This is a genomic window from Rheinheimera sp. UJ51 (assembly GCF_020819615.1).
Lineage (GTDB): Bacteria > Pseudomonadota > Gammaproteobacteria > Enterobacterales > Alteromonadaceae > Alishewanella > Alishewanella maricola.
In genome coordinates this window covers 162,669-182,776 of the sequence record NZ_JAJHOG010000006.1, presented here as the reverse complement: position 1 = coordinate 182,776, position 20,108 = coordinate 162,669, and the positions used below count along the sequence as shown (strand labels likewise).

General features: G+C 46.2%; 18 protein-coding genes and 1 riboswitch. Of the genes, 14 read left to right on the top strand and 4 right to left on the bottom strand.

What is annotated here, in order from left to right; translation table 11 throughout:
• Window positions 1–82 precede the first annotated feature (82 nt).
• From LMJ53_RS10100 to LMJ53_RS10050, 11 genes are all read left to right on the top strand, one after another.
• Window positions 83–2,659: a YdbH domain-containing protein gene (locus LMJ53_RS10100; protein WP_229585942.1), complete on the top strand. Its 2,577-nt coding sequence runs from the start codon at window positions 83–85 to the stop codon at window positions 2,657–2,659.
• Window positions 2,656–2,844 carry a YnbE family lipoprotein gene (locus tag LMJ53_RS10095; RefSeq protein ID WP_229585941.1) on the top strand — a complete coding sequence of 63 codons (189 nt, stop codon included), beginning with the start codon at window positions 2,656–2,658 and terminating at the stop codon, window positions 2,842–2,844. Before LMJ53_RS10100 ends, LMJ53_RS10095 begins: the two co-directional genes overlap by 4 nt.
• A gap of 10 nt (window positions 2,845–2,854) precedes the next feature.
• The gene (locus LMJ53_RS10090) at window positions 2,855–3,226 is read left to right on the top strand and encodes a YdbL family protein (RefSeq protein WP_226751534.1); all 372 of its coding nucleotides are present in this window, start codon (window positions 2,855–2,857) and stop codon (window positions 3,224–3,226) included.
• Window positions 3,227–3,354: 128 nt separating this feature from the next.
• Complete coding sequence (locus LMJ53_RS10085; protein WP_229585940.1) at window positions 3,355–5,034, top strand: carbon starvation protein A; 1,680 nt, start codon at window positions 3,355–3,357, stop codon at window positions 5,032–5,034.
• Entirely contained in the window at window positions 5,031–5,303 is a 273-nt protein-coding gene (locus LMJ53_RS10080; RefSeq protein WP_229585939.1) for a cory-CC-star protein, read from the top strand. Before LMJ53_RS10085 ends, LMJ53_RS10080 begins: the two co-directional genes overlap by 4 nt.
• Window positions 5,294–6,301, top strand: coding sequence for an ArsA family ATPase (locus LMJ53_RS10075; protein ID WP_229585938.1), 1,008 nt, complete (start codon window positions 5,294–5,296; stop codon window positions 6,299–6,301). Before LMJ53_RS10080 ends, LMJ53_RS10075 begins: the two co-directional genes overlap by 10 nt.
• A 162-nt stretch (window positions 6,302–6,463) precedes the next feature.
• Window positions 6,464–6,550: riboswitch (cyclic di-GMP riboswitch) on the top strand.
• A gap of 103 nt (window positions 6,551–6,653) precedes the next feature.
• Entirely contained in the window at window positions 6,654–7,025 is a 372-nt protein-coding gene (locus tag LMJ53_RS10070) for a DUF3718 domain-containing protein (RefSeq protein WP_229585937.1), read from the top strand.
• A 743-nt stretch (window positions 7,026–7,768) separates the two neighbouring features.
• The gene (locus LMJ53_RS10065; protein WP_229585936.1) at window positions 7,769–10,939 is read left to right on the top strand and encodes an amidohydrolase family protein; all 3,171 of its coding nucleotides are present in this window, start codon (window positions 7,769–7,771) and stop codon (window positions 10,937–10,939) included.
• A 252-nt stretch (window positions 10,940–11,191) separates the two neighbouring features.
• The gene (locus LMJ53_RS10060; protein ID WP_229585935.1) at window positions 11,192–12,667 is read left to right on the top strand and encodes a DUF1538 domain-containing protein; all 1,476 of its coding nucleotides are present in this window, start codon (window positions 11,192–11,194) and stop codon (window positions 12,665–12,667) included.
• The gene (locus tag LMJ53_RS10055) at window positions 12,664–13,011 is read left to right on the top strand and encodes a P-II family nitrogen regulator (protein WP_229585934.1); all 348 of its coding nucleotides are present in this window, start codon (window positions 12,664–12,666) and stop codon (window positions 13,009–13,011) included. The genes LMJ53_RS10060 and LMJ53_RS10055 overlap by 4 nt, the downstream gene beginning before the upstream one ends.
• 9 nt (window positions 13,012–13,020) lie before the next feature.
• Window positions 13,021–13,416: a CBS domain-containing protein gene (locus LMJ53_RS10050; protein ID WP_229585933.1), complete on the top strand. Its 396-nt coding sequence runs from the start codon at window positions 13,021–13,023 to the stop codon at window positions 13,414–13,416.
• Between the two features lie 76 nt (window positions 13,417–13,492).
• Here the strand turns inward: LMJ53_RS10050 and LMJ53_RS10045 are convergent, their stop codons facing one another.
• From LMJ53_RS10045 to astA, 4 genes are all read right to left on the bottom strand, one after another.
• On the bottom strand, window positions 13,493–14,977 hold the full coding sequence (locus LMJ53_RS10045; RefSeq protein WP_229585932.1) for an FG-GAP repeat domain-containing protein: 1,485 nt from the start codon (window positions 14,975–14,977) through the stop codon (window positions 13,493–13,495).
• Window positions 14,978–15,031: 54 nt separating this feature from the next.
• Complete coding sequence (locus LMJ53_RS10040; protein WP_229585931.1) at window positions 15,032–15,628, bottom strand: sugar O-acetyltransferase; 597 nt, start codon at window positions 15,626–15,628, stop codon at window positions 15,032–15,034.
• 140 nt (window positions 15,629–15,768) lie between these two features.
• Window positions 15,769–16,572, bottom strand: a complete 804-nt coding sequence (locus LMJ53_RS10035; RefSeq protein ID WP_229585930.1) for a DUF1338 domain-containing protein — start codon at window positions 16,570–16,572, stop codon at window positions 15,769–15,771.
• 71 nt (window positions 16,573–16,643) lie between these two features.
• On the bottom strand, window positions 16,644–17,666 hold the full coding sequence (gene astA, locus LMJ53_RS10030) for an arginine N-succinyltransferase (RefSeq protein ID WP_229585929.1): 1,023 nt from the start codon (window positions 17,664–17,666) through the stop codon (window positions 16,644–16,646).
• A 138-nt stretch (window positions 17,667–17,804) separates the two neighbouring features.
• Between astA and LMJ53_RS10025 the strand changes: the two genes are divergently transcribed.
• The 3 genes from LMJ53_RS10025 (at window position 17,805) to LMJ53_RS10015 (ending at window position 20,090) form a co-directional block, all read left to right on the top strand.
• The gene (locus LMJ53_RS10025) at window positions 17,805–18,242 is read left to right on the top strand and encodes an Lrp/AsnC family transcriptional regulator (protein WP_229585928.1); all 438 of its coding nucleotides are present in this window, start codon (window positions 17,805–17,807) and stop codon (window positions 18,240–18,242) included.
• Between the two features lie 55 nt (window positions 18,243–18,297).
• Window positions 18,298–19,620 (top strand): MATE family efflux transporter DinF, encoded by a 1,323-nt coding sequence (dinF, locus tag LMJ53_RS10020; RefSeq protein ID WP_229585927.1) that lies wholly within the window; start codon window positions 18,298–18,300, stop codon window positions 19,618–19,620.
• Window positions 19,621–19,691: 71 nt separating this feature from the next.
• Window positions 19,692–20,090: a glutaredoxin family protein gene (locus LMJ53_RS10015; protein WP_229585926.1), complete on the top strand. Its 399-nt coding sequence runs from the start codon at window positions 19,692–19,694 to the stop codon at window positions 20,088–20,090.
• The last annotated feature ends 18 nt before the right edge of the window (window positions 20,091–20,108 follow it).

Sequence of the window (20,108 nt, the reverse complement as noted above, 5' to 3'; positions counted from 1 at the left end):
TTTTTTATCGCTATAAATTCAGAATCAATTCAGTTAGGCTAAAGCACACTCACCTTTGGCGGTAAACTAACGAGGAGCCTGCATGCGTCGATTGCTAAAAATCTTAGCTATGCTGCTGTTAGCATTACCGGTGTTACTGTTTATCGCTTGGTTGTACCTGCATACTCAATTAAAAATGGCCGGGATCAGTAGCTGGTCGCTGCAAATAGCACACCTTTCTTGGCATCAAGCCAACATAAACCAATTAGATCTCGTTTATGAAAACGACCACTATCGTAGCGAAGTGAGCTTACACGACTTACAACTGCGCTGGTCATGGCCGGCCTTTTTTCGAATTCAAGCACATAGCATCCAACTGGCCAGTGCTACCATCACTGTGCAGCAAACCGGCGAGCACGTGGCAGACACCGCCGCTCGCCCCCCTGTGGTGCTATCAGCCGATTGGCGCTTACCTGCATGGTTGCCAAAGCTGATTAAACTAGACCAAATCGATTTATTGCTGCCCTGTGCCAGCGGCCAATGTGCCTTGCAAGCTAGTCTACTGGCCAGTGCGGATGAGCAGCAAGCTTGGCAAGCCAGTTTATCGTTCAGAAGCCCACAGTATCAGCAAACCGTCAAAACTGATTGGCAATTGCAGCAAGGTCCTGATGCACTGGCTGTTCAAGCGACCTTGATCCTAGATCAGCAACTGGCGTTAAGTTTTAAACAACAGCTTGCTGTCGATCGTGCTGCCAGTACCGAGTTAGCCTTAGCCATTTCGCCGCCCTCACCGGCCTTATTAGCTTGGCTTAACGAGTGGGATCTGCAGCTACCTGATGAATGGCGCGAGCAATTTACCCAACCAGTACAATTACATCTTGTCGCCCGTTGGCAATTACCCGAGCTATGGCCTGAGGCAAGGCTAGCAACCAACGCCTTACCCTTGGCCAATGCCGAGTTAGATATTATTGCCAGAGCCCCCGATGCATTTATTATTCCCAATGTCGGCTGGTTAAAAGGAGAATTAAAGGCACAGCTCCAGATTGCCGATCAGCAATTGGCGCAGTGGCAATTAGCCGCTGATCTGGCATTAAGTCATTATCCTGATTTTGGCCTGAAAGCTTATTTGGCGGATCCGCTGGCGCCGCTGCTGATTAAAATTGATAGTCAAAGCGCCAGCAGCCCATCATTATCGCAACTGCCGCTAAAACTTCAACTTAGTTCGGCCAACCCAGTACAAAGCAGCTTTAATGCACAAGCGATGTTAAGTTTAACACCAGAGCTAGCCATCACGCTCAATCAAGCTGAGCTCACGCTAAAAACCAAGCAACTGCAAGTCAAAGCGCACCAATTAAAACTGCAAAATGTGACATTGCAAAGCCGTTTTCACGGCGCTTGGCAGGCCAAGTATTGGCAATTACAGCTAGCCGATAACACCAGCTTAGCGGCAAAAGTGACGCATCCCAGCGCTAAAGGTCAAGTGAAACTAGCCCTTAATGCCACCACAGTTAGCCAAGCAGCAGACGCCGATGTCACACTGAGCAGTCAACTGCAACTGCTGGTACAACAACTGCAACACACTCAATTGTTCACACAAAACTGGCAATGGCAAGGCAACGTCAGTGGCTCCCTCACAAAGCTTGACGCTGACGGGGTGTTAAGTAATAACAGTGGCTTAACCGTAAAACAACAAACCGCGTGGCAAGCCCCTGCGCAACTGCAAATGGATTGGCAACTAGAGGACTTGTTTTTACTGGCAGGCAACCCATTAGCCACAAGCTTCCATGCTTGGCCAAGTTTACTTAGTTTAAATCGTGGTCGTATTAACGCCCATGGCCAGCTTAGCTATCAGCAACAACTTGTTGCCACTGCACAGGTGAATTTTCGAGAATTAACAGGGCTTTATGATCGTACCCTGTTTACTGGCTTAACCTCTGAGTTTTTAGTGAATTTACAAGCCCAGCAATTCACAATAGCGGTGCCACAATTGCAGCTGGCGCAGCTTAACCATGGCTTACAGATGGGCCCGTTACAGCTGAAGGCGCAGTATCAAGCGACCCTAGCAGAACCTATTTTAGGTAATTTACAACTGTTAGACGCTCGACTAGGCTTTATGCAAGGTGAGTTGTCTGTTGAACCTCAATTAATGGCGCTAAAACAGCCAAGCCAGCAACTGGTATTATTAATCAACCAACTTGATTTAGCAGAGCTGGTGCGTCAGCACCCCACTACAGAATTAAAAGCCAATGGTAAACTAAGCGGGCGTATTCCATTAACTATCAACAACAAACAATTTAGTGTGCAACAAGGTCAATTAGCCGCAGAAGCGCCAGGCGGCACTTTGCAGTATCGCAGTGCCGCCAGTGCTGCCTCAGCGAAGAGTGGCGGTATGAAAATCGTCTTTGATGCACTGGAAAACTTTCAATTTAGTGTACTGAACTCTGAACTTAATTATGCAACCGATGGCAAACTGACGCTGGCGCTACAGCTAAAAGGCGCCAATCCGGCTTTACAACAAGGTCGAGCGATTAATTTAAATATTAACTTAGAGGAAGATTTACCGGCCATGCTCGCGAGCTTGCAGTTAGCCAACAAACTGAACGATACCTTGACCAAACGAGTCCAACAATATATTCAACGACAACAAGCTGCGAAAGCCGCTGCAGGAGAAAAACGATGAAACGACATGTGCTGCTAGGGCTAGGCTTAGTTTTCGCCCTTGCTGCTTGCACCCCAAAGGTGGAAGTCGCACTAGCAAATGAGCCTATTAACATTAACCTTAATGTAAAAATCCAACATGAGATCTATATTAAAGTAGATAAGCAACTCGACGATTTATTCAGTGATGCCAGCGGGTTATTCTAAGGAGAACACCATGACTTTTTTATCACGTTTTACCGCTTTTAGCTCACTTAAACTGTTAGTACTAAGTGTATTAATGGCAGTCAGTTTGCCAATTATGGCCATGACATTACAACAAGCAATGGCCGCTTTACCCAACGCCAAAACACAAGGTTTAGTTGGTGAACAACTGAATGGTTATCTTGGGGTGATCAACGCCAATAGTGAAGCCGACACCATCGCTAAACTGATTAATGATGCACGCCGTGCCGAATATACGCGCCTAGCAAAAGACAACAACATCGCCGTTGCAGATGTTGAAGCCTTAGCAGGTCAAAAGGCCATCGAACGCACGCAACGTGGCCACTTTATTTTACTTGAAGGGAAATGGGTACAAAAACGCTGATTTTTACAACAAAAACAGCAGCTTTACCGATAACAGGAACCAACAATTAGACTTTAGTCGCATACTTGAACATCAGGCCTTACTGTATTATTTAAGGTTGATTCTAACACCCACTAAGAGGTTATAGCATGAATGCTATTTATTTGATGGTAATGGGCCTAGCCGCCATGGCGCTAGGTTACTTTGTTTACTCAAAGTTTATTTGCGAAAAAATCTTCAAGGTAGATCCAAATTTCCGTACGCCCGCTCATGAAATGCAGGACGGTATCGATTATGTGCCAACCAACAAGTATATCTTATGGGGGCATCACTTTACCTCAGTAGCGGGAGCCGCCCCCATCATCGGGCCTGCCATTGCGGTGATCTGGGGTTGGGTACCGGCTTTTTTATGGGTTGTCTTTGGTACTATTTTCTTTGCGGGTGTGCACGATGCAGGCGCAATTTGGGCCAGTAGCCGTAACAAAGCGAAATCTATCGGTGCCTTAACAGGTGATATCGTCGGTAATCGCGCACGCAGTATCTTTATGATCGTAATTTTCTTGGTATTGCTGATGGTTAACGCGGTATTTGCCGTGGTTATTGCCGGTCAGTTAATTAACTTCCCAAGCGCCACCGTGCCCGTCTGGGGCGCCATTGTGGTTGCCTTAATTATCGGTCAGTTAATTTATCGCAAGCTGATTGGCTTGTTAATGGTGACCATTATTGGTGTCGTCGCGCTCTATGCGATGATTTATGCCGGCCCAATGTTCCCGCTGTCGTTACCAGAAACCGTTATGGGTTTATCTGATCGCCAAGGCTGGATTGTCTTACTGTTTGTTTACGCAGCTATCGCCTCATTATTACCGGTATGGGCCTTATTGCAACCACGTGATTACATTAACGGCATCCAATTATTTATCGGTTTAGGTTTATTATACGCGGCCGTTATTTTTGCCAGCCCAGATATTGTTGCTCCGGCCTTTAATCATGATGTACCGGAAGGCACACCTTCGCTGATCCCATTGTTGTTCGTTACTATCGCCTGTGGTGCTATCTCCGGTTTCCATGGTTTAGTTGCTAGCGGTACAACTTCTAAACAGCTTGATAAAGAACCCGATGTACGTTTTGTCGGTTACTTCGGCGCCATTGGTGAAGGTTCATTAGCTTTAGCAGCCATTATTGCTGCCACTGCCGGTTTTGCTACCCTTGCTGATTGGCAGGCGATTTATCATAGCTTTGGCCAAGGTGGCGTTAGCGCCTTTATCCGCGGCGGTGCCAATATCTTGGAAAATGGTATTGGTTTAGACGCGGTTTTATCTCAAACCTTGTTAACGGTAATGGTGGTTTTGTTTGCAGGTACCACGATGGATACCGGCTTACGCTTACAACGTTACATTTTCCAAGAATGGGGCAGTATTTATAATATTAGTTGGATGCAAAAAGCTGCACCCGCCACGCTGTTAGCGGTAGGTTCTTGTTTACTGCTGGCCTTTGGTGCCGGTGGTGATGGTTCAGGCGGCATGATGATTTGGCCATTGTTTGGTACCACTAACCAACTATTAGCAGGTTTAACCTTGCTAGTGATCACGGTTATGTTAGTAAAACTGGGCCGTCCAATGTGGTACACGCTGGCACCATTAATCTTCTTATTAACGATGACCACTCTAGGTCTGTTAATTCAACTCAAAAGCTTTTATGACAAGCAAGATTGGTTCTTATTCACTCTAGACTTGGTTATCTTAATCGCAGCAATCTTAGTGATCCTGGAATCTGTGGGTACGCTTACCCGACAAATCAAAGCCAATAAGCTTGCCAACGATAAAGTATGAAGCTCGATACCATTAAGGCCTGGTTTCGCCAGGCCAGTTTTTATGCTGAAGAGGCTTATAATGCCCCCTACCGCTCGGCTATTGCCCGAGCGCAACGTGAGCAAAATGACCTCTTCATGCTACTGATTTTTTCTGAAATGATGGGTGTCCCCAACCCTGCCAGTTATTACACCTTAGAATTGCAGCCACTGTTAATGGAGCGATTTCATGATTGGCATACCCGCATGGGTATGGAGCACTCACCTCTGGATAATTTCAAATGTTGTTAACCGACAAAAAAGTACTGCTAATTGGTGGCAAGGGCGGAGTCGGTAAAACGACCATGTCTTCCGCCTTAGCGGTATTAGCCAGCCAACGCGGTAAAAAAGTGTTATTGGTTTCCACCGATCCGGCGCATAGCTTGGCCGATGCCTTTGGTCGTGAAAAAATTGGCGACAAGATCACTCGCTTAGCTGCAAATCTGGATGCGTTAGAACTCGATCCTGACGAGGAGGTCAATCAACATTTAGCCAAAGTCAGCGCGCAACTGAAGCGTTTTACCCGTCCTGAAATGTACGCTGAAATTGAACGGCAAATGCGTTTAACACGGCAATCACCTGGGGCACAAGAAGCGGCCATGCTGGAACGGATTGCGCATACGATTGAACTGGGTTTAACCGATTATGATTTAGTCATATTCGATACGGCACCAACAGGCCATACTTTGCGCTTACTCAGCTTGCCTGAAGCCATGGCCGCGTGGACGCAAGGCTTACTCACTGCCAATAAACGCTCGAAAAAACTCGGTGAAGTGCTCGGACATCTGACCCCTAAAGGCGGCCGTGATATTGATAATCCGCTGGTTGATCCCGCCGAGCTGGCGACATCAGGCATGGATGAGCGCAATAAGGCCATCACCGAAACCCTATTAACTCGGCAACGTTTATTGCAACGCACCCGTGAGTTATTGCTTGATAAAAAGCGCACCGCTTTACTCTTTGTATTAACGCCCGAGAAATTGCCTATCTTAGAAACAGGACGTGCGGTACAAAGTTTACAGCAAGAAAAATTACCGTTAGCCGGTTTAATCGTTAATCGTATTTTACCTGCTGAAGCGGATGGCGCTTTTTTAGCGAAAAGACGCACCCAAGAACAAAGCCATTTACAACAAATTGAACAGGATTTTAGCCAGCTACCGCGCTATAAGATCCCGTTACAAGCTACTGATATTCAAGGCTTAGCCGCTTTAGAATTAATGGCTAACTTGTTAAACAACGCTGGGCTTTAAGGCCCAGTTTTTTTTCGTCTGCACAAATTTGCCCTTCAGCAAGACCTCATGTTGGTAGTGCAAAGATTACGAAACACTTGCAAAAATACAGCGCTTAAAAAAAGAATTTAAAAAATGAACCATTTATTTCTTGCACATTTAATAATCATTGATTAGTATAAATTCATTGACAGGCAAGTCATCCGAAAGGATGAACACGCAAAGCTACGGATCTAACGGGTTCTTCCCTATGATAGCCGGGCTGCCATTAATTAACCCATGTTAATTAATGATCACGCTTCCCGCATGATTTGCCTTTCACTAAATTAACTAACTTTACAGTGATCGCCAACGGCACACGCAGGAGCACACCATGACTAAGACCATCATTACACTTGCCGCTTTAGTTGCTACATCAGCTTTTATCAGTACTCCTGTTGCCGCTGACGAACAGTTAGCACAATCAATCTGTTCTTACGTCGCTGCAGATAACCGTAACCAATTACGTAAAACTTTATCTGATAACCGCTTACGTTTAAGCAATGTGTACGATGGTATCGTATGTGACGGCTTACCCATGGTCCGTTTTGCAATCAAAAACAACGCGAATGACACCGCTGAATTTATCATCAAGCAATTACCAGGCAGCATCGTTGCCTCTTCAGGTGACATTGATTGGGCTAAAGGTAATGGCTTTGCTGAATCACCTGTGGTTGAAGTTTTAGTTGCTCGTGCAGGTGGCTAACCGCTAAACATATACACTCCCTCTCCTTTTAGCCAGTCAATTTGACTGGCTTTTTTCATCTTGCCCTAAGCAAACCCGCTTCTAAATCTGTTAGCACATACGCTTTTATTTCGCTGCCTGAAGCGAGCTTTTGAACATTTTTATTTATTTTAGCAACAAAGCAACTCAGGGCCGCCTACGTTGCAACCCTTGGCAAATTGATGTTTTTAAAAAACCAGCACTTCTAAGCTTTTGCTAATAATGCATGACTAAGACAAAGCCTGTCGCTGCTGCTGACAGGCTTTTTTTATCGCTTATTTTACCGTCCTGCGCTTTGCTATTGATGCTGTTGTGCTATTGATACAACAATGCCACTCGCTAGCGGTTTTTATCTGACGCTAAGGGTGATTTAACGCAGCAACTGCGCTAGCCTCTTAACTAATCTTATAGAGTATGACAATCTAGGGCTTGTTGACGTTTGCTGTTTAGATTTTGTTCGTTTGGCGATGTTTTGATCGCGAAACGAGAAGTGCAGTTTAGTTATTCTAAATAAACGACGAGAGACAAAGAGCAAAGCATCGCCAAACGAACCCTTCGGGCAGCGTGTGGCTGGCATTTCTACTACGTTATCGCTTGTTTATGTAGAATAACTACACGGCACAAGCTCTGCCTTGTACAAATACCAGCCACTCAGCTGCAAAAACAACCATCAAATGTCAACAAGCCCTAACTAAAATACAAAAAATACAATAATAAGGATCCTTATGCGTATTCAGTCTCCAACCTTACTCGCGTTAGCCATCAGTAGCTTTTTTAGTTATGCCGAAACAGAACCTGCTACCTGGCAGGTTAATGCTCCTATCGGTCAATTCAGCAGTGTTGATATTAAGGTACAACAAGGTAGCTGGATGAACGTTAACGTCAGCCCAGACGGTAAAACCGTGGTATTTGATTTACTGGGTGACATTTACACTATGCCGATTAGCGGTGGTAAAGCCACGCCGCTGACCAACGATATAGCTTGGAATATGCAGCCAGTATTTAGCCCCGATGGTAAATACATCGCTTTTACCTCAGATCGCGATGGTGGAGACAACATTTGGATCATGGGCAGCGATGGCTCAGCGCCTCGTGCCGTTACCAACGAAACCTTTCGCTTACTCAACAGCCCTGCTTGGAGCCCAGATAGCCAATTTATTGTGGCGCGTAAACACTTTACCGCCAGCCGCTCTTTAGGGGCGGGTGAGGTATGGCAATACCATATCAGTGGCGGTAGCGGTGTGATGTTAACCGAGCGACCTGATGATCAAAAAGATCTGGGTGAGCCCGCCTTCTCACCCGATGGCCGCTATATTTATTTTTCACAAGATGATACGCCAGGCAAAACCTTCCACTACAGCAAAGACTCAGAATCGGGTATTTACACCATCAAACGTTTTGAACGTGAAACCGGTAAAATGGATGTCATTTTAACCGGCCCGGGCGGTGCAATTCGGCCAACCCCCTCACCTGATGGCAAATATTTGGCATACATTCGTCGTGTCGACTTTCAAAGCACGCTGTTTTTATATGATTTAACCAGTGGCGAACACATCAAACTCTATGATGGATTAGATCGCGACATGCAAGAAACCTGGGCCATTCACGGTGTTTACCCTACCGTCAGCTGGACACCTGATAATAAACATCTGGTCTTTTGGGCGGGGGGCGAAATTAAACGCTTAGCGCTTAGCGATAAAAAAGTGAGCACCATTCCCTTTGAAGTGAATACCAGCAAGCAAATTCAAACGGCAGTACGGGTTAAACAAAACTTAGACCAAGACGAATTTGACGTAAAAATGTTACGTTTTACTCAGATTTCGTCTGATGGTAAACAAGCGGTCTTTACCGCGCTTGGCCATCTCTACATCACCGATATTAACGATCCTAAACCGCGTCGTTTGACCCGTCAAACGACCGATTTTGAGCTATACCCGCAATTTTCTCGCGACGGCCGCGAGCTGGTTTTTGTGAGCTGGAATGACCAAACGCAAGGTGCTGTTAATATTATCAACTTGCGCAACAACCGCGTGACCAAACTGACCAATGAGCCAGGCAAGTATATCGAACCGACGTTTAGCCCAGATGGCAAAACCGTGGTGTATCGTAAAATCGGCGCTGGCGGTATTTTGCCACTGCAATGGTCGCTACAAACCGGTTTATATAAAATCAGCAATCGCGGCGGCGATGCTACCCTGATCGCTCGTAATGGTCGCAGCCCCATGTTTGGCGCCAACAATGACAAAGTGTATGCGATGGATTATGGCAGTGCCCCTAGCTTAATCAGCATTGACCTGCAAAAACACACGCAACAAACACTGTACACCGCAAAATTTGGTACAGAATTTAAAATCTCGCCAGATGGCAAACATTTAGCCTTTGCCGACCGTTTTAAAGTGTTTGTTACGCCGTTTACTGAACGTGGCAGCGCTATCGCGATTGGCGCCAACGATAAGCAATTCCCAGTGAAACAATTGTCGGTACGCGCAGGTGAGTACATCAGCTGGAATGGCGACAGTGACAAACTGTATTGGACATTAGGTCCTGAGTTATACCAAGCTAGCATCGATGGTCTGTTCGCCCCAAGTGCACAGCAACACAGCCCCACCGAGCAAGCCGTATCTTTAGGTTTTAAAATGCCCGTTGATATGCCTCGTGGTATCGTAGCTTTTGTCGGTGGCCAAGTGATTACCATGAACGGCGATCAAGTGTTACAAGACGCGGTGGTTGTAGTTGAAAACAACAAAATCCAAGCCGTAGGTAGCCGTGCGGATATCGCTATTCCCAAAGGCGCCAAAGTGTTCGACATTACCGGTAAAACGTTGATGCCCGGTATTTTTGATGCCCATGCTCACGGCAGCCAAGGTGTGCAGCAAATTACCCCGCAGCAAAACTGGGAAAACTATGCCGGCTTAACCTTTGGTGTAACCAGTATTCATGATCCGTCTAATGATACGCGTGAGATTTTCAGTGCCAGCGAGTTACAACGCAGCGGTCAAATTGTTGGCCCACGTATTTTCTCTACGGGTACGATTCTTTACGGTGCGGAAGGCGCAGGTTATACCTCGCATATTGATAGCCTAGAAGATGCGAAGTTTCACTTAACGCGCTTACAAAAAGTCGGTGCCTTTAGTGTCAAAAGTTACAACCAGCCACGTCGTAATCAGCGCCAGCAAGTGATCCAAGCCGCGCGTGAATTGAACATGATGGTAGTACCTGAAGGCGGTTCATTAATGCAGCACAATCTCACGATGATTGTCGATGGCCATACCACTATTGAACACGCTTTACCTGCAGCAAAAGTTTATGATGATATTAAACAATTGTGGCAAGCCAGTGGCACCGCTTATACCCCCACATTAAACGTGGCTTATGGCGGTATTTGGGGCGAAAATTATTGGTACGATAAAACTGAGGTTTGGAAACACCCTCGGTTAAGTCAATATGTCCCGATGGATCGCCTAGCGCCGCGCAGTATGCGCCGGCCAACAGCACCAGAGCATCACTATAACCACTTTAATGTGGTAAAAACGGCAAATGAACTGAAAGACGTCGGGGTGATTGCTAATATCGGTGCCCATGGGCAACGTGAAGGTTTGGGCGCACACTGGGAAATTTGGATGTTTGCGCAAGGCGGTATGACACCGTTAGAAGCCTTACGCACTGCCACGTTAAACCCTGCCAAAACCTTTGGTATGGATCATCAACTTGGCAGTATTGAACCAGGCAAATTGGCTGACTTAATCGTCATCGACGGTAATCCACTAGAAAATATCCGCGTGACCGATAAAGTGGTCTACACCATGGTCAATGGCCGGTTATTTGATGCCGCAAGCATGAATGAAATTGGTTTGCGTGAGCGCAAACGTCAGCCGTTCTACTTCGAACCACGTTAAGTTAGTTTTCAGCGGAGTGTGTGATCCACACTCCGCTGATGCTTTACCCGCTTGTTACCCCCCCCCTTCTTTATTTACGTGCTAATGACTGTGCATTTTGCGAAGTAACCTCAGTGCAAACTCTGCATCACAGTTTAGAAACCATGCTAAATTTAATTTACATCAATTTTTCTGCGGTTTTTTTCAGCCGTTGCCGCTTTTAATGCTCTAACATTAAGCCTGATATTGTCACAACGCTATCGGGGAGGTGTCTTGCTACACCCTTTTTTACAGCAGCTTATTCATGCGCTTAAAAACCTGCTCCCCATCGTGCTGGTCGTATTGCTATTTCAGTTAGTCATCTTCCAAACCTTGCCAGCCGAACCACTGAGCCTGCTAATAGGTTTATTAATTGTTGCTGTGGGTATTGCCTTATTTTTACTGGGGTTAGAGCTCAGTATTTTTCCAGTAGGAAAAAATTTAGCCAACCAATTTGCGCGTAAAGGCTCGCTACCGCTATTAATGTGTTTTGGCTTTGCCATTGGTTTCGCCGCCGTCATTGCTGAGCCAGCCTTAATTGCCGTGGCCGAGCAAGCCGAGCGAATTAGTCAGGGCCGGATCCAAGGTGTAACACTGCGCCTTATTGTGGCCAGCTCCGTTGGCTTTGTGATGGCAGTGGGCGTATTACGCATTATTTTAGGCTGGCCAATCCATTGGCTGATGATTGGCGGCTATGTGCTAGTGATCTTAGTTACCTTCTTTGCGCCAGCCGAAATCGTTGGGCTGGCCTATGACTCTGGCGGTGTCACCACCAATATCGTGACCGTACCGCTGATTGCGGCCTTGGGTTTGGGCTTAGCTAATTCCATTAAAGGCCGCAGCTCGCTTACCGACGGCTTTGGCCTAGTGGCGCTGGCCGTGATGGTGCCGATGATCAGCGTGCAGCTTTATGGTATTTGGGTGTATCGCTTTGCTGAAACCGCCAGTACGCTTAGCCTTACTCTTCAAGTGGAAAACGGGCATTGGTTGCTCACTGCGCTAGTTGATTTAGCCACCTTAGTAAAAGATATCTTACCCATGATGCTGGTGGTTTTAGTCTTTCAGTATTTCATTTTACGCCGACCACTGGCTAACCCATTAAAAATCACTATCGGTTTTATGATGGTGCTCTGCGGTTTGTATGCTTTTGTGCTGGGTTTAAAATTAGGCTTATTTCCTATTGGCCAAATGATGGCGGAGCAATTAATTGCTCGGGGCGCGGTTCAGTTAATCTTACTTTTCGCTTTTTTGATTGGGTTTGCTACCACCATGGCAGAGCCCGCGTTGATCGCCATCGCTCAACAAGCTGAAGAAGCAGCACAAGGTAAGTTACGGGCCGCCGTGATCAGGCTAATTGTTGCTTTAGGCGTAGCACTGGGCATCACACTGGGGGTGTATCGCATTCTTAGCGGTGATTCAATTCATTACTATATTATGGCAGGCTACTGCATCGTGGTGATATTAACCGCATTTGCACCACGCTATATCGTGGCGCTGGCCTTTGATCTCGGTGGGGTTACCACCTCAGAGGTCACCGTGCCTTTGGTTACCGCCTTGGGTATTGGTTTAGCCTCAGCGATTGACGGGCGAAATGTGTTAATTGATGGCTTTGGCTTAATTGCCTTCGCCTCAATTTTCCCCATTATAACGGTTATGCTGTATGCCATTATTGTTGAACATATCAGGTTATCCAGGAGTGCTGACGTATGAAATTTTCTGCCATTTTGGTCATTGCGCCAACAGAGCTTGAACAACAAGCAATCAGCGCAGCCAAGGCTGCTGGTGCCAGTGGCATCACATTGCTATCAGGCCGCGGTATGGGAGGTGCAGAGAAAAAAACTTTTTTCGGTATGATCTTCGAAGGTAGCCAAACCATTTTACTCATGGTTGTCGCCAAACATTTATCACTGCCTATTTTAAAGCAAATGCAGGCATTATTGGTGCAAGATGGCGAGTCACGAGGCATTGCCTTTACCATGCCGATTGATCATCTAACCGGCTTGGATATGGGGCAAATCATGCAGTTCGAGCAACACCTTCGTGAACAGCAGTAGGAGCGGAATATGTCGTTAAAATTGGTTAAAGATTTAATGCAACAACAGGTCATCACTATTTCCGCCTTTAGCAGTTTGCGAGATGCGCTAAAGCTAATGAAACAGCATAAAATTAAGTCGTTAGTGGTCGAGCGACAAAACGCACATGATGCTTTTGGTTTAATTACTTACAGCAACATCTTAAAAACCATTATTGCTGAAGATGGCGATATTGATCTGATCAACGTTTACGACGTCTGTGTGAAACCGACCCTGGGTGTTCATCCCGAACTGGCGGTAAAACACGCGGCGGCCATTATGAGCCAGCATAACTTAAAACGTTTAGTCGTTACCGATGCCAATCAATTAGTTGGGCTCATCACCATGAATGATGTGGTCAGTGATATTTTTAGCTTATTAGATTAAGACTGTTGGCAAGACGTTCGTGCTCAGAGTATGGATAAGGGGCAAGCACGCTTGCCCCAAAAAAGGTCAGCCGCGCTTAACGGCTGAATAGTAAAATCAGTTGATTGCGTAACTCGGCATCATCTAAGCTATCGAAAGGTAAAACCAAATCTTCTTTGTTATCCCCGTTCAGATCAATAACCTGTACCCGACTGGCATCACGAGGTAAGGGCATCTGCACTTTATCACTATTACGCTTAAACAAACGGCTGCCATCTGGTGCAAAAAAGCGTAATTCATTACCCCCCTCGCCTAGTAACAACGATTTACGACCATCGCCATTCACATCAATCAGTTTAAATAACGGCATGTCGAAGCGCAGATTACTGATGCTAACATCAATCTTGGCTTGTTGTCGAAAATCGGCTTTCGCCGCATAACTCCGATTTTCAGATAACAAATAAAAATCGACATCTAAATTGGCACTGCCGCGCAGCAGCACACGTACAATAGTGCCGACACCAATCTTGGTGGTCGGAATATAAAAGTCTTTTCGACCATCGCCATTAAAATCGCCAATCACCACTTCTGTAGGCACTGAATCAATACTGATTTCGGTATCGGCGACGGTTGGATAAGTGACACCATCATCCGCTGCTCGCCCAAAAAAGATTTGAAAGCGACTGCTGCGCTCTAAGGCATCGGCTATTTGCTCCACATTCAGTACCAGATCGGGCAGCCCATCCCCGTCTAAATCGGTGATATCTTCTAAGGTGGTGATATTTTGGCCCGAGTAGCTGCGACCCGCATCCGAGCGTTGATCAGCTTGGCGTTCGGTTGATAGCAACACCGGCCAACTGGGATAATAAGGCTCTAGTGCGAAACTGCCATCCGCTTGCTGCAAAAACACACTAAAACGGCCTTGTTGCACAAACACCAGATCTAATAAACCATCTTGATCCACGTCTATTGCATAATGGCGTCGGCCCGAATAATCCGCTCGATTATTGCCCCAGGTTTGTATTCTTGCGCTGACGGGTAACGCATAATGCACAAACTGCCCATCCGCTTGCTGGCGATACAGGTGCATATGCTGAAAATCGGCAATCAAAAAGTCGCTGCGGCCCGACCCCAAATCAAGGGCAAATTGACGTTCGCGTAAACGCACCTCATCAATCACTCGAAACATTGAACTGCTGGCCAGCAAAGGTTGAAAGCGCCCGGCGGATAATGAACCGGCACTGGCTTGTTGGTAATGCACAATGCCGTCAGCGGTTAAAAAAACCAACTGCTCGGCCTCATAGCCGACTAATCGCGCTTTACTGAAAAACTGCGCGTTGGCTGGAATAGGCACGGCTAACGTTTGATATTGCTCCAGTTCCACGAGGGTTAACCAACGCTCGAATTGACTAAAGCCAGACACCAGTAATTGATTTTGGCCTTGCAGCATCATGATACTGCCATTTGCTGGGTGGTTTAGGGCCACATGTACCCGATCCATTTCAAAGGCTGCACTAAAGGGGGCATAAATACCCGGAATAGCAAGCGTGATCCATATACCCAGCGCGGTAATAAAGCGCATAATGTTCTTCCCTTAAATAATCTGCGTTAACTACGTGTAATAGAGCCAAAAAGTTTAACGGTGCACCTGGGTATCAGCGGCGGTGTCAGCAGTTAAGCTGCGCAACACTCTACCGGGATTACCTGCCACAACAACATCAGCAGGCACATCTTTAGTAACAACGCTGCCTGCAGCAATAACACTTCTTGCTCCAATGCTCACGCCAGGACAAATAATCACGCCCCCGCCGATCCATACATCATCGGCAATGTTAATGGGTAACGCTTGCTCGATACCGCTGCGCCGCTCATCTGCCACTAAAGGATGATTCACCGTATAAATTTGCACTGCAGGACCGAAAAACACGTTGTTACCAATTGTCACCCAACCGACATCCAGCACCACGCAGTTAAAGTTAAAAAACACTTTATCGCCCAGTCGAATGTGCTGACCATAATCACAGAAAAAAGGCGGTTCAATAAAGACATCACGGCCCACTTCAGCAAATAAATCCTGTTGCAGCGTGCGTCGAATTTTCACTTGTTCAGGCGAGGTTTTGTTAAATTTATATAACAGCTGTCGAGTGGCTAAACGCAATTCACGTAAGGTTTTATCTAATGGGTTATACCATTGAGCATTAAGCATTTTCTCATATTCAGTCACAGCGGCCATCTCACTATTACAAAGGTCTAGACTAACAAAGTTATTTGAATTTACCCAGTAAAATTAACAAACCGTCAGGCTTTGCACCGCGCTAAAAAAAGCCCCGCACTACAGAGCATAGTGCGGGGCCTTATTCGTAAACCCAATGCTTAGCGGGCGTTGGTGCTTTCAAAAATCTTGTCGGCTGAAGCCGCGACAAAACCGGTATACAGCTTGCCATTGGGCAGTGTATAACGGCGAGCAAATTCATAGAAACAGCTTGGGATCTGCGCTTCACCATCGCTAAACTGTACCGGCACAATATCGGCTAACGTTGAAGATTGCTCTAAATACACCTCTGGCGTACCTTTAATTTCGCCGCCTGACGTATTCAATAAAAATCCGGCGCTTTTTAACGCTTCATTCACTTGTTCTAGGCTATCGAACTTCTGTAAATCATTCACGTTAACCGTAAAATGATTTGCGCGATAACCCCAAGCGGCGGTCCATGCTGCGTATTCGCTCTCGGCTAATAAAGCGGCATAGGTGGCGCTGTCAATTTGCCAATGCGTACCCGAGTATAAAAAGTTATCCGCCGTTACTGCATCGTCAGGGATCTGTGCCACTAATGCGGTGATCGTCTCACGCAGCGAAGCAGAACACTTATCTAATAACAATTCAGAAATAAACACTTTCGGTAGGCTGGTATCCGCATGTTCAAAATGCTTGGCATAAAGCTTTTTAGCTTCAAAATGGTACTCACCACACTCGGTATAGCCCAGCGCCAGAAAATGCGCTGCTAGCTTATCTAAACTGACTTTCGGTAAATTAAAGGTACGTAGCGCAATATGGTCATTAATCACATCATCTTTTTGTGATGACCCCAACAACTGGTGCACTTGACGAGCTGATGGCGTTACCGTCAGGTAATTTTGCCATAAATTTTCAAATAAGCTTTTTACACAAGTATGCATTGCAACTCCCACTAATGGCTAGGCTGGCACAGCCGCGTGTGTTGATAGTAACAAACGCGGCTGCACCGACATTAATCTAAATTAATAAAACGTGCAAAATCACCTTCGGCCAATTGCAAGGCGGCGGCTAACTCTGCGCTGATCTGTAACTGTTGTTGTTGTTCATCAAACTGGGCATTTTTACCAAAACTGGCTCTAAACTCACTCAGGGCAGTGTTCGCCACAGCTAAAGTGCGCTCACCACGCACTTCTTTAATGGTCACCGGTACACGGCGACTTAACGCGACCGAACGAATATCTTGTAAGCGGGCTTCTACCGTTGGGCCAGCATCAAACAAGTCAATGTACCCCCGATGCTTAAAGCCTTCTTTTTCCAGCATTTTTAACGCTGGCTTAGTATTTTCATGCACCTGACCAATCACTTGCTGCGCCTCAGTAGGCAGTAAGCCAACATAAATAGGATGACGCGGCATCAACTCAGCAATAAAAGCCTTTTTGCCGACACCAATCAGTTTATCGGCCGTAGGAAAGTCGATGGTTAAAAACAAGTTCTGCAACCAATTCCAAAAAGGCGGCTTGCCCTCGGCATTGGTGGCACCACGCATTTCGGCAATCACGATGTCAGAAAAGCGCTGCGGATGCTCGGCCATAAATAAAAACCGCACCTTAGACAGAAAGCGCCCAGCATGATTACGCCGATAACTTTCACGTAAAAATAAAGTACAAATTTCTGATGCACCGGTGTAGTCGTTACATAGCGTCAAGGTTTTTAATTGGTTTAATACATTCAACTCTGCGCTGTGATGGATCACGGTGTTTTGTTGAAAGTGATACAGCGGTGTATGTAAGCCAACGGCCGCTTCAATACCGGTGGTACCGACGATTTCACCTGTGCTGCAGTCTTCTAACACAAATAAATAGCCGTGATCGCCTGGTGCAGAAACATCCACATTAAAACTGTGCGAAGCATGGGCAATTTTGTGTTGTAAACGCTCATCATGCACCGGTAAAGAGGTAAAGCCAGGGCCGGATTCCACCGCAATTTGTTTTAAGGCGGCAAAATCAGCCGTCGTAATCGGTCGGATCAATAACATACACATAGCCTCAGCGAATAAGCGAGAAAACAGTAACTCGTCGTAATACCATTATATTCGCCATAGCTGACATTTTGCAGTATCATTTTTAACAGAATAAAAGAGTTATATTGCAATTTGCTAAGGATATAATACAAAGTGATAAGCAAAGAAGATGAAAAACTGCTCGCACTGCTGCAAAAAGATGCACGCGCGAGTATTTCCGATCTGGCACGAGCCTTATCCTTGTCTCGCGCCACGGTGCAAAATCGTTTGCAAAAATTGCAAGAAACCGGCGTGATCAAAGGCTATACCGTTGAGGTGGGCGAAAACTGGTTAGCCAGTTTAGTGGCAGCACACGTTAGCATCAAAGTGAAACAAAAGCTGACAGCACGTACCAATAACGAATTGAAACACATTCCACAAATAGCCGCTCTTTATGCCATCAGTGGCGAGTACGATTTAATTGCGATTGTGCAAGCTCAGAGTACTGAGCAACTGAGTCATTTACTTGATGATATTGGTAATTTAGAAGGCGTTGAACGTACCACCTCGTCGGTCATTTTAGAAACCAAATTTAAACGCCAAGCGTTTTAAGTCTTATGAATGATAGGAACGGCCCTAATATGAACAGCAGCAAGTTGCCTCAGCGTTGTTAAATTTACAGCATCCTAAACAAAAGCAAGTGCTATTGATTGCACTGCCCATGATTGCCTCCAACCTCACCATCCCATTACTATCGTTGGTCGATACCGCCGTGGTAGGGCATTTAGCACAGGCATGGTATTTGGGCGGTGTGGCGCTGGGGAGCAGTTTAATTAGCTTAGTGTTTTTGTTACTCGGCTTTTTACGTATGAGCACCACCGGTTTGACGGCACAAGCTTTAGGCCGCAATAACCAACAGGCTTTGCGCCAAAGTTTACTGCAAGCAGGCTTAGTGGCGCTCTGCTTAGCGATACTTTTGTTAATCGTGCATCCATGGGTAATGCCAATCGTCTATAAGCTCAGCAGTGCGAGCACGGAAGTGTTAACACAGGCTGAGATCTATTTTCAGATCCGTATTTGGAGCGCCCCTGCCGCCCTGCTGAATATGGTGTTACTCGGATGGTTTTTGGGCCTGCAAAACGCCCGTTATCCCATGTGGCTACTACTGCTGAATCAAACCATTAACATCTTGCTTGATCTGTTATTTGTCTTAGGCTTTGACTGGAAAGTCAGTGGTGTCGCGGCAGCATCAGTTTTGGCCGATTACAGTACGCTGGCCGTTGGGCTTTACTTGGTGCGCCGCTTATGGCGACAACAGCAACTGGGCACTTTAAACTGGCCGCAACTGCTCTCAACCGACGGTTATAGCCGACTCTTTGCTTTAAACCGCGATATTTTTATTCGCAGCCTATGCCTACAACTGGTGTTTGTATTTATCGCTTTTCGGGGTGCCAGTTTTGGCGATACTATAGTTGCGGCAAATGCAGTGCTGATCACCTTTTTAATGCTGGTATCTTATGCCTTAGATGGCTTTGCCTATGCCGCAGAAGCACTGACAGGTAAAGCGGTTGGTGCAAAAGATCAAAGCGAGTTGCGGCTGTTGCTTAAGATCTTGGCGGGCTGGGGATGGTTATTAGGGATGCTATTCAGCGCGCTGTTTTGGCTGGCAGGCTCGACGATTATTAGCAGCTTAACTTCTATTACCGCGGTGCAACAGCAAGCAAACCTGTATCTGCCTTGGCTAATTGGACTACCACTGTTAGCCGTTTGGGGCTACTTGCTTGATGGCATTTATATTGGGGCAACTCAAGCACGCGCGATGAGAAACAGTATGTTGCTTGCCTTTAGTGGCTTTGTGCTGTGCTACCTGCTGCTACAAAATTTAAATAATCATGCGCTTTGGCTAGCCTTGTCGCTATTTATGTTATTACGCGGTTTAAGTTTAGCCTGGCCGCTGTATCGCCAAGGCATCGTGGTGCTATTTCGTTAAAGCAAAAAACCGCTAAATTGTGCTATGCTGCGCCACTATTTTTTATTCAATGACGAGCAGCAGAGTTGTTTATGCGTGTGATCATCCGTTTATTTTTTCGCTTTATTCGTTTGGTATTAACCCCTGTTATGTTACTGGCTGAAAAACTCAGCACCCCAAGCCCTATGCCTCATAGCGCCGAGCAACAACAACAATTATCTCAAGCCTGCCAGCAATTGGCGCTGTATCAATTTGCCGCCTGCCCTTTTTGCATTAAAGTGCGCAAAGAGATGGCCCGTTTAGGCTTAAACATCCAAAAACGTGACGCACAGCACCATGCCGAGTACCGGCAACAACTGCTCAGCGGTGGAGGTAAAGTGAAAGTACCTTGTTTGCAGATCAAAGATGACTTGGGTGAAACGCAGTGGCTGTATGAATCTGAGGCGATTATCTTACACTTACAAAGCCTAGTGACCGCCAGCCGTTCTTAATGATCATAGCGCATCGAA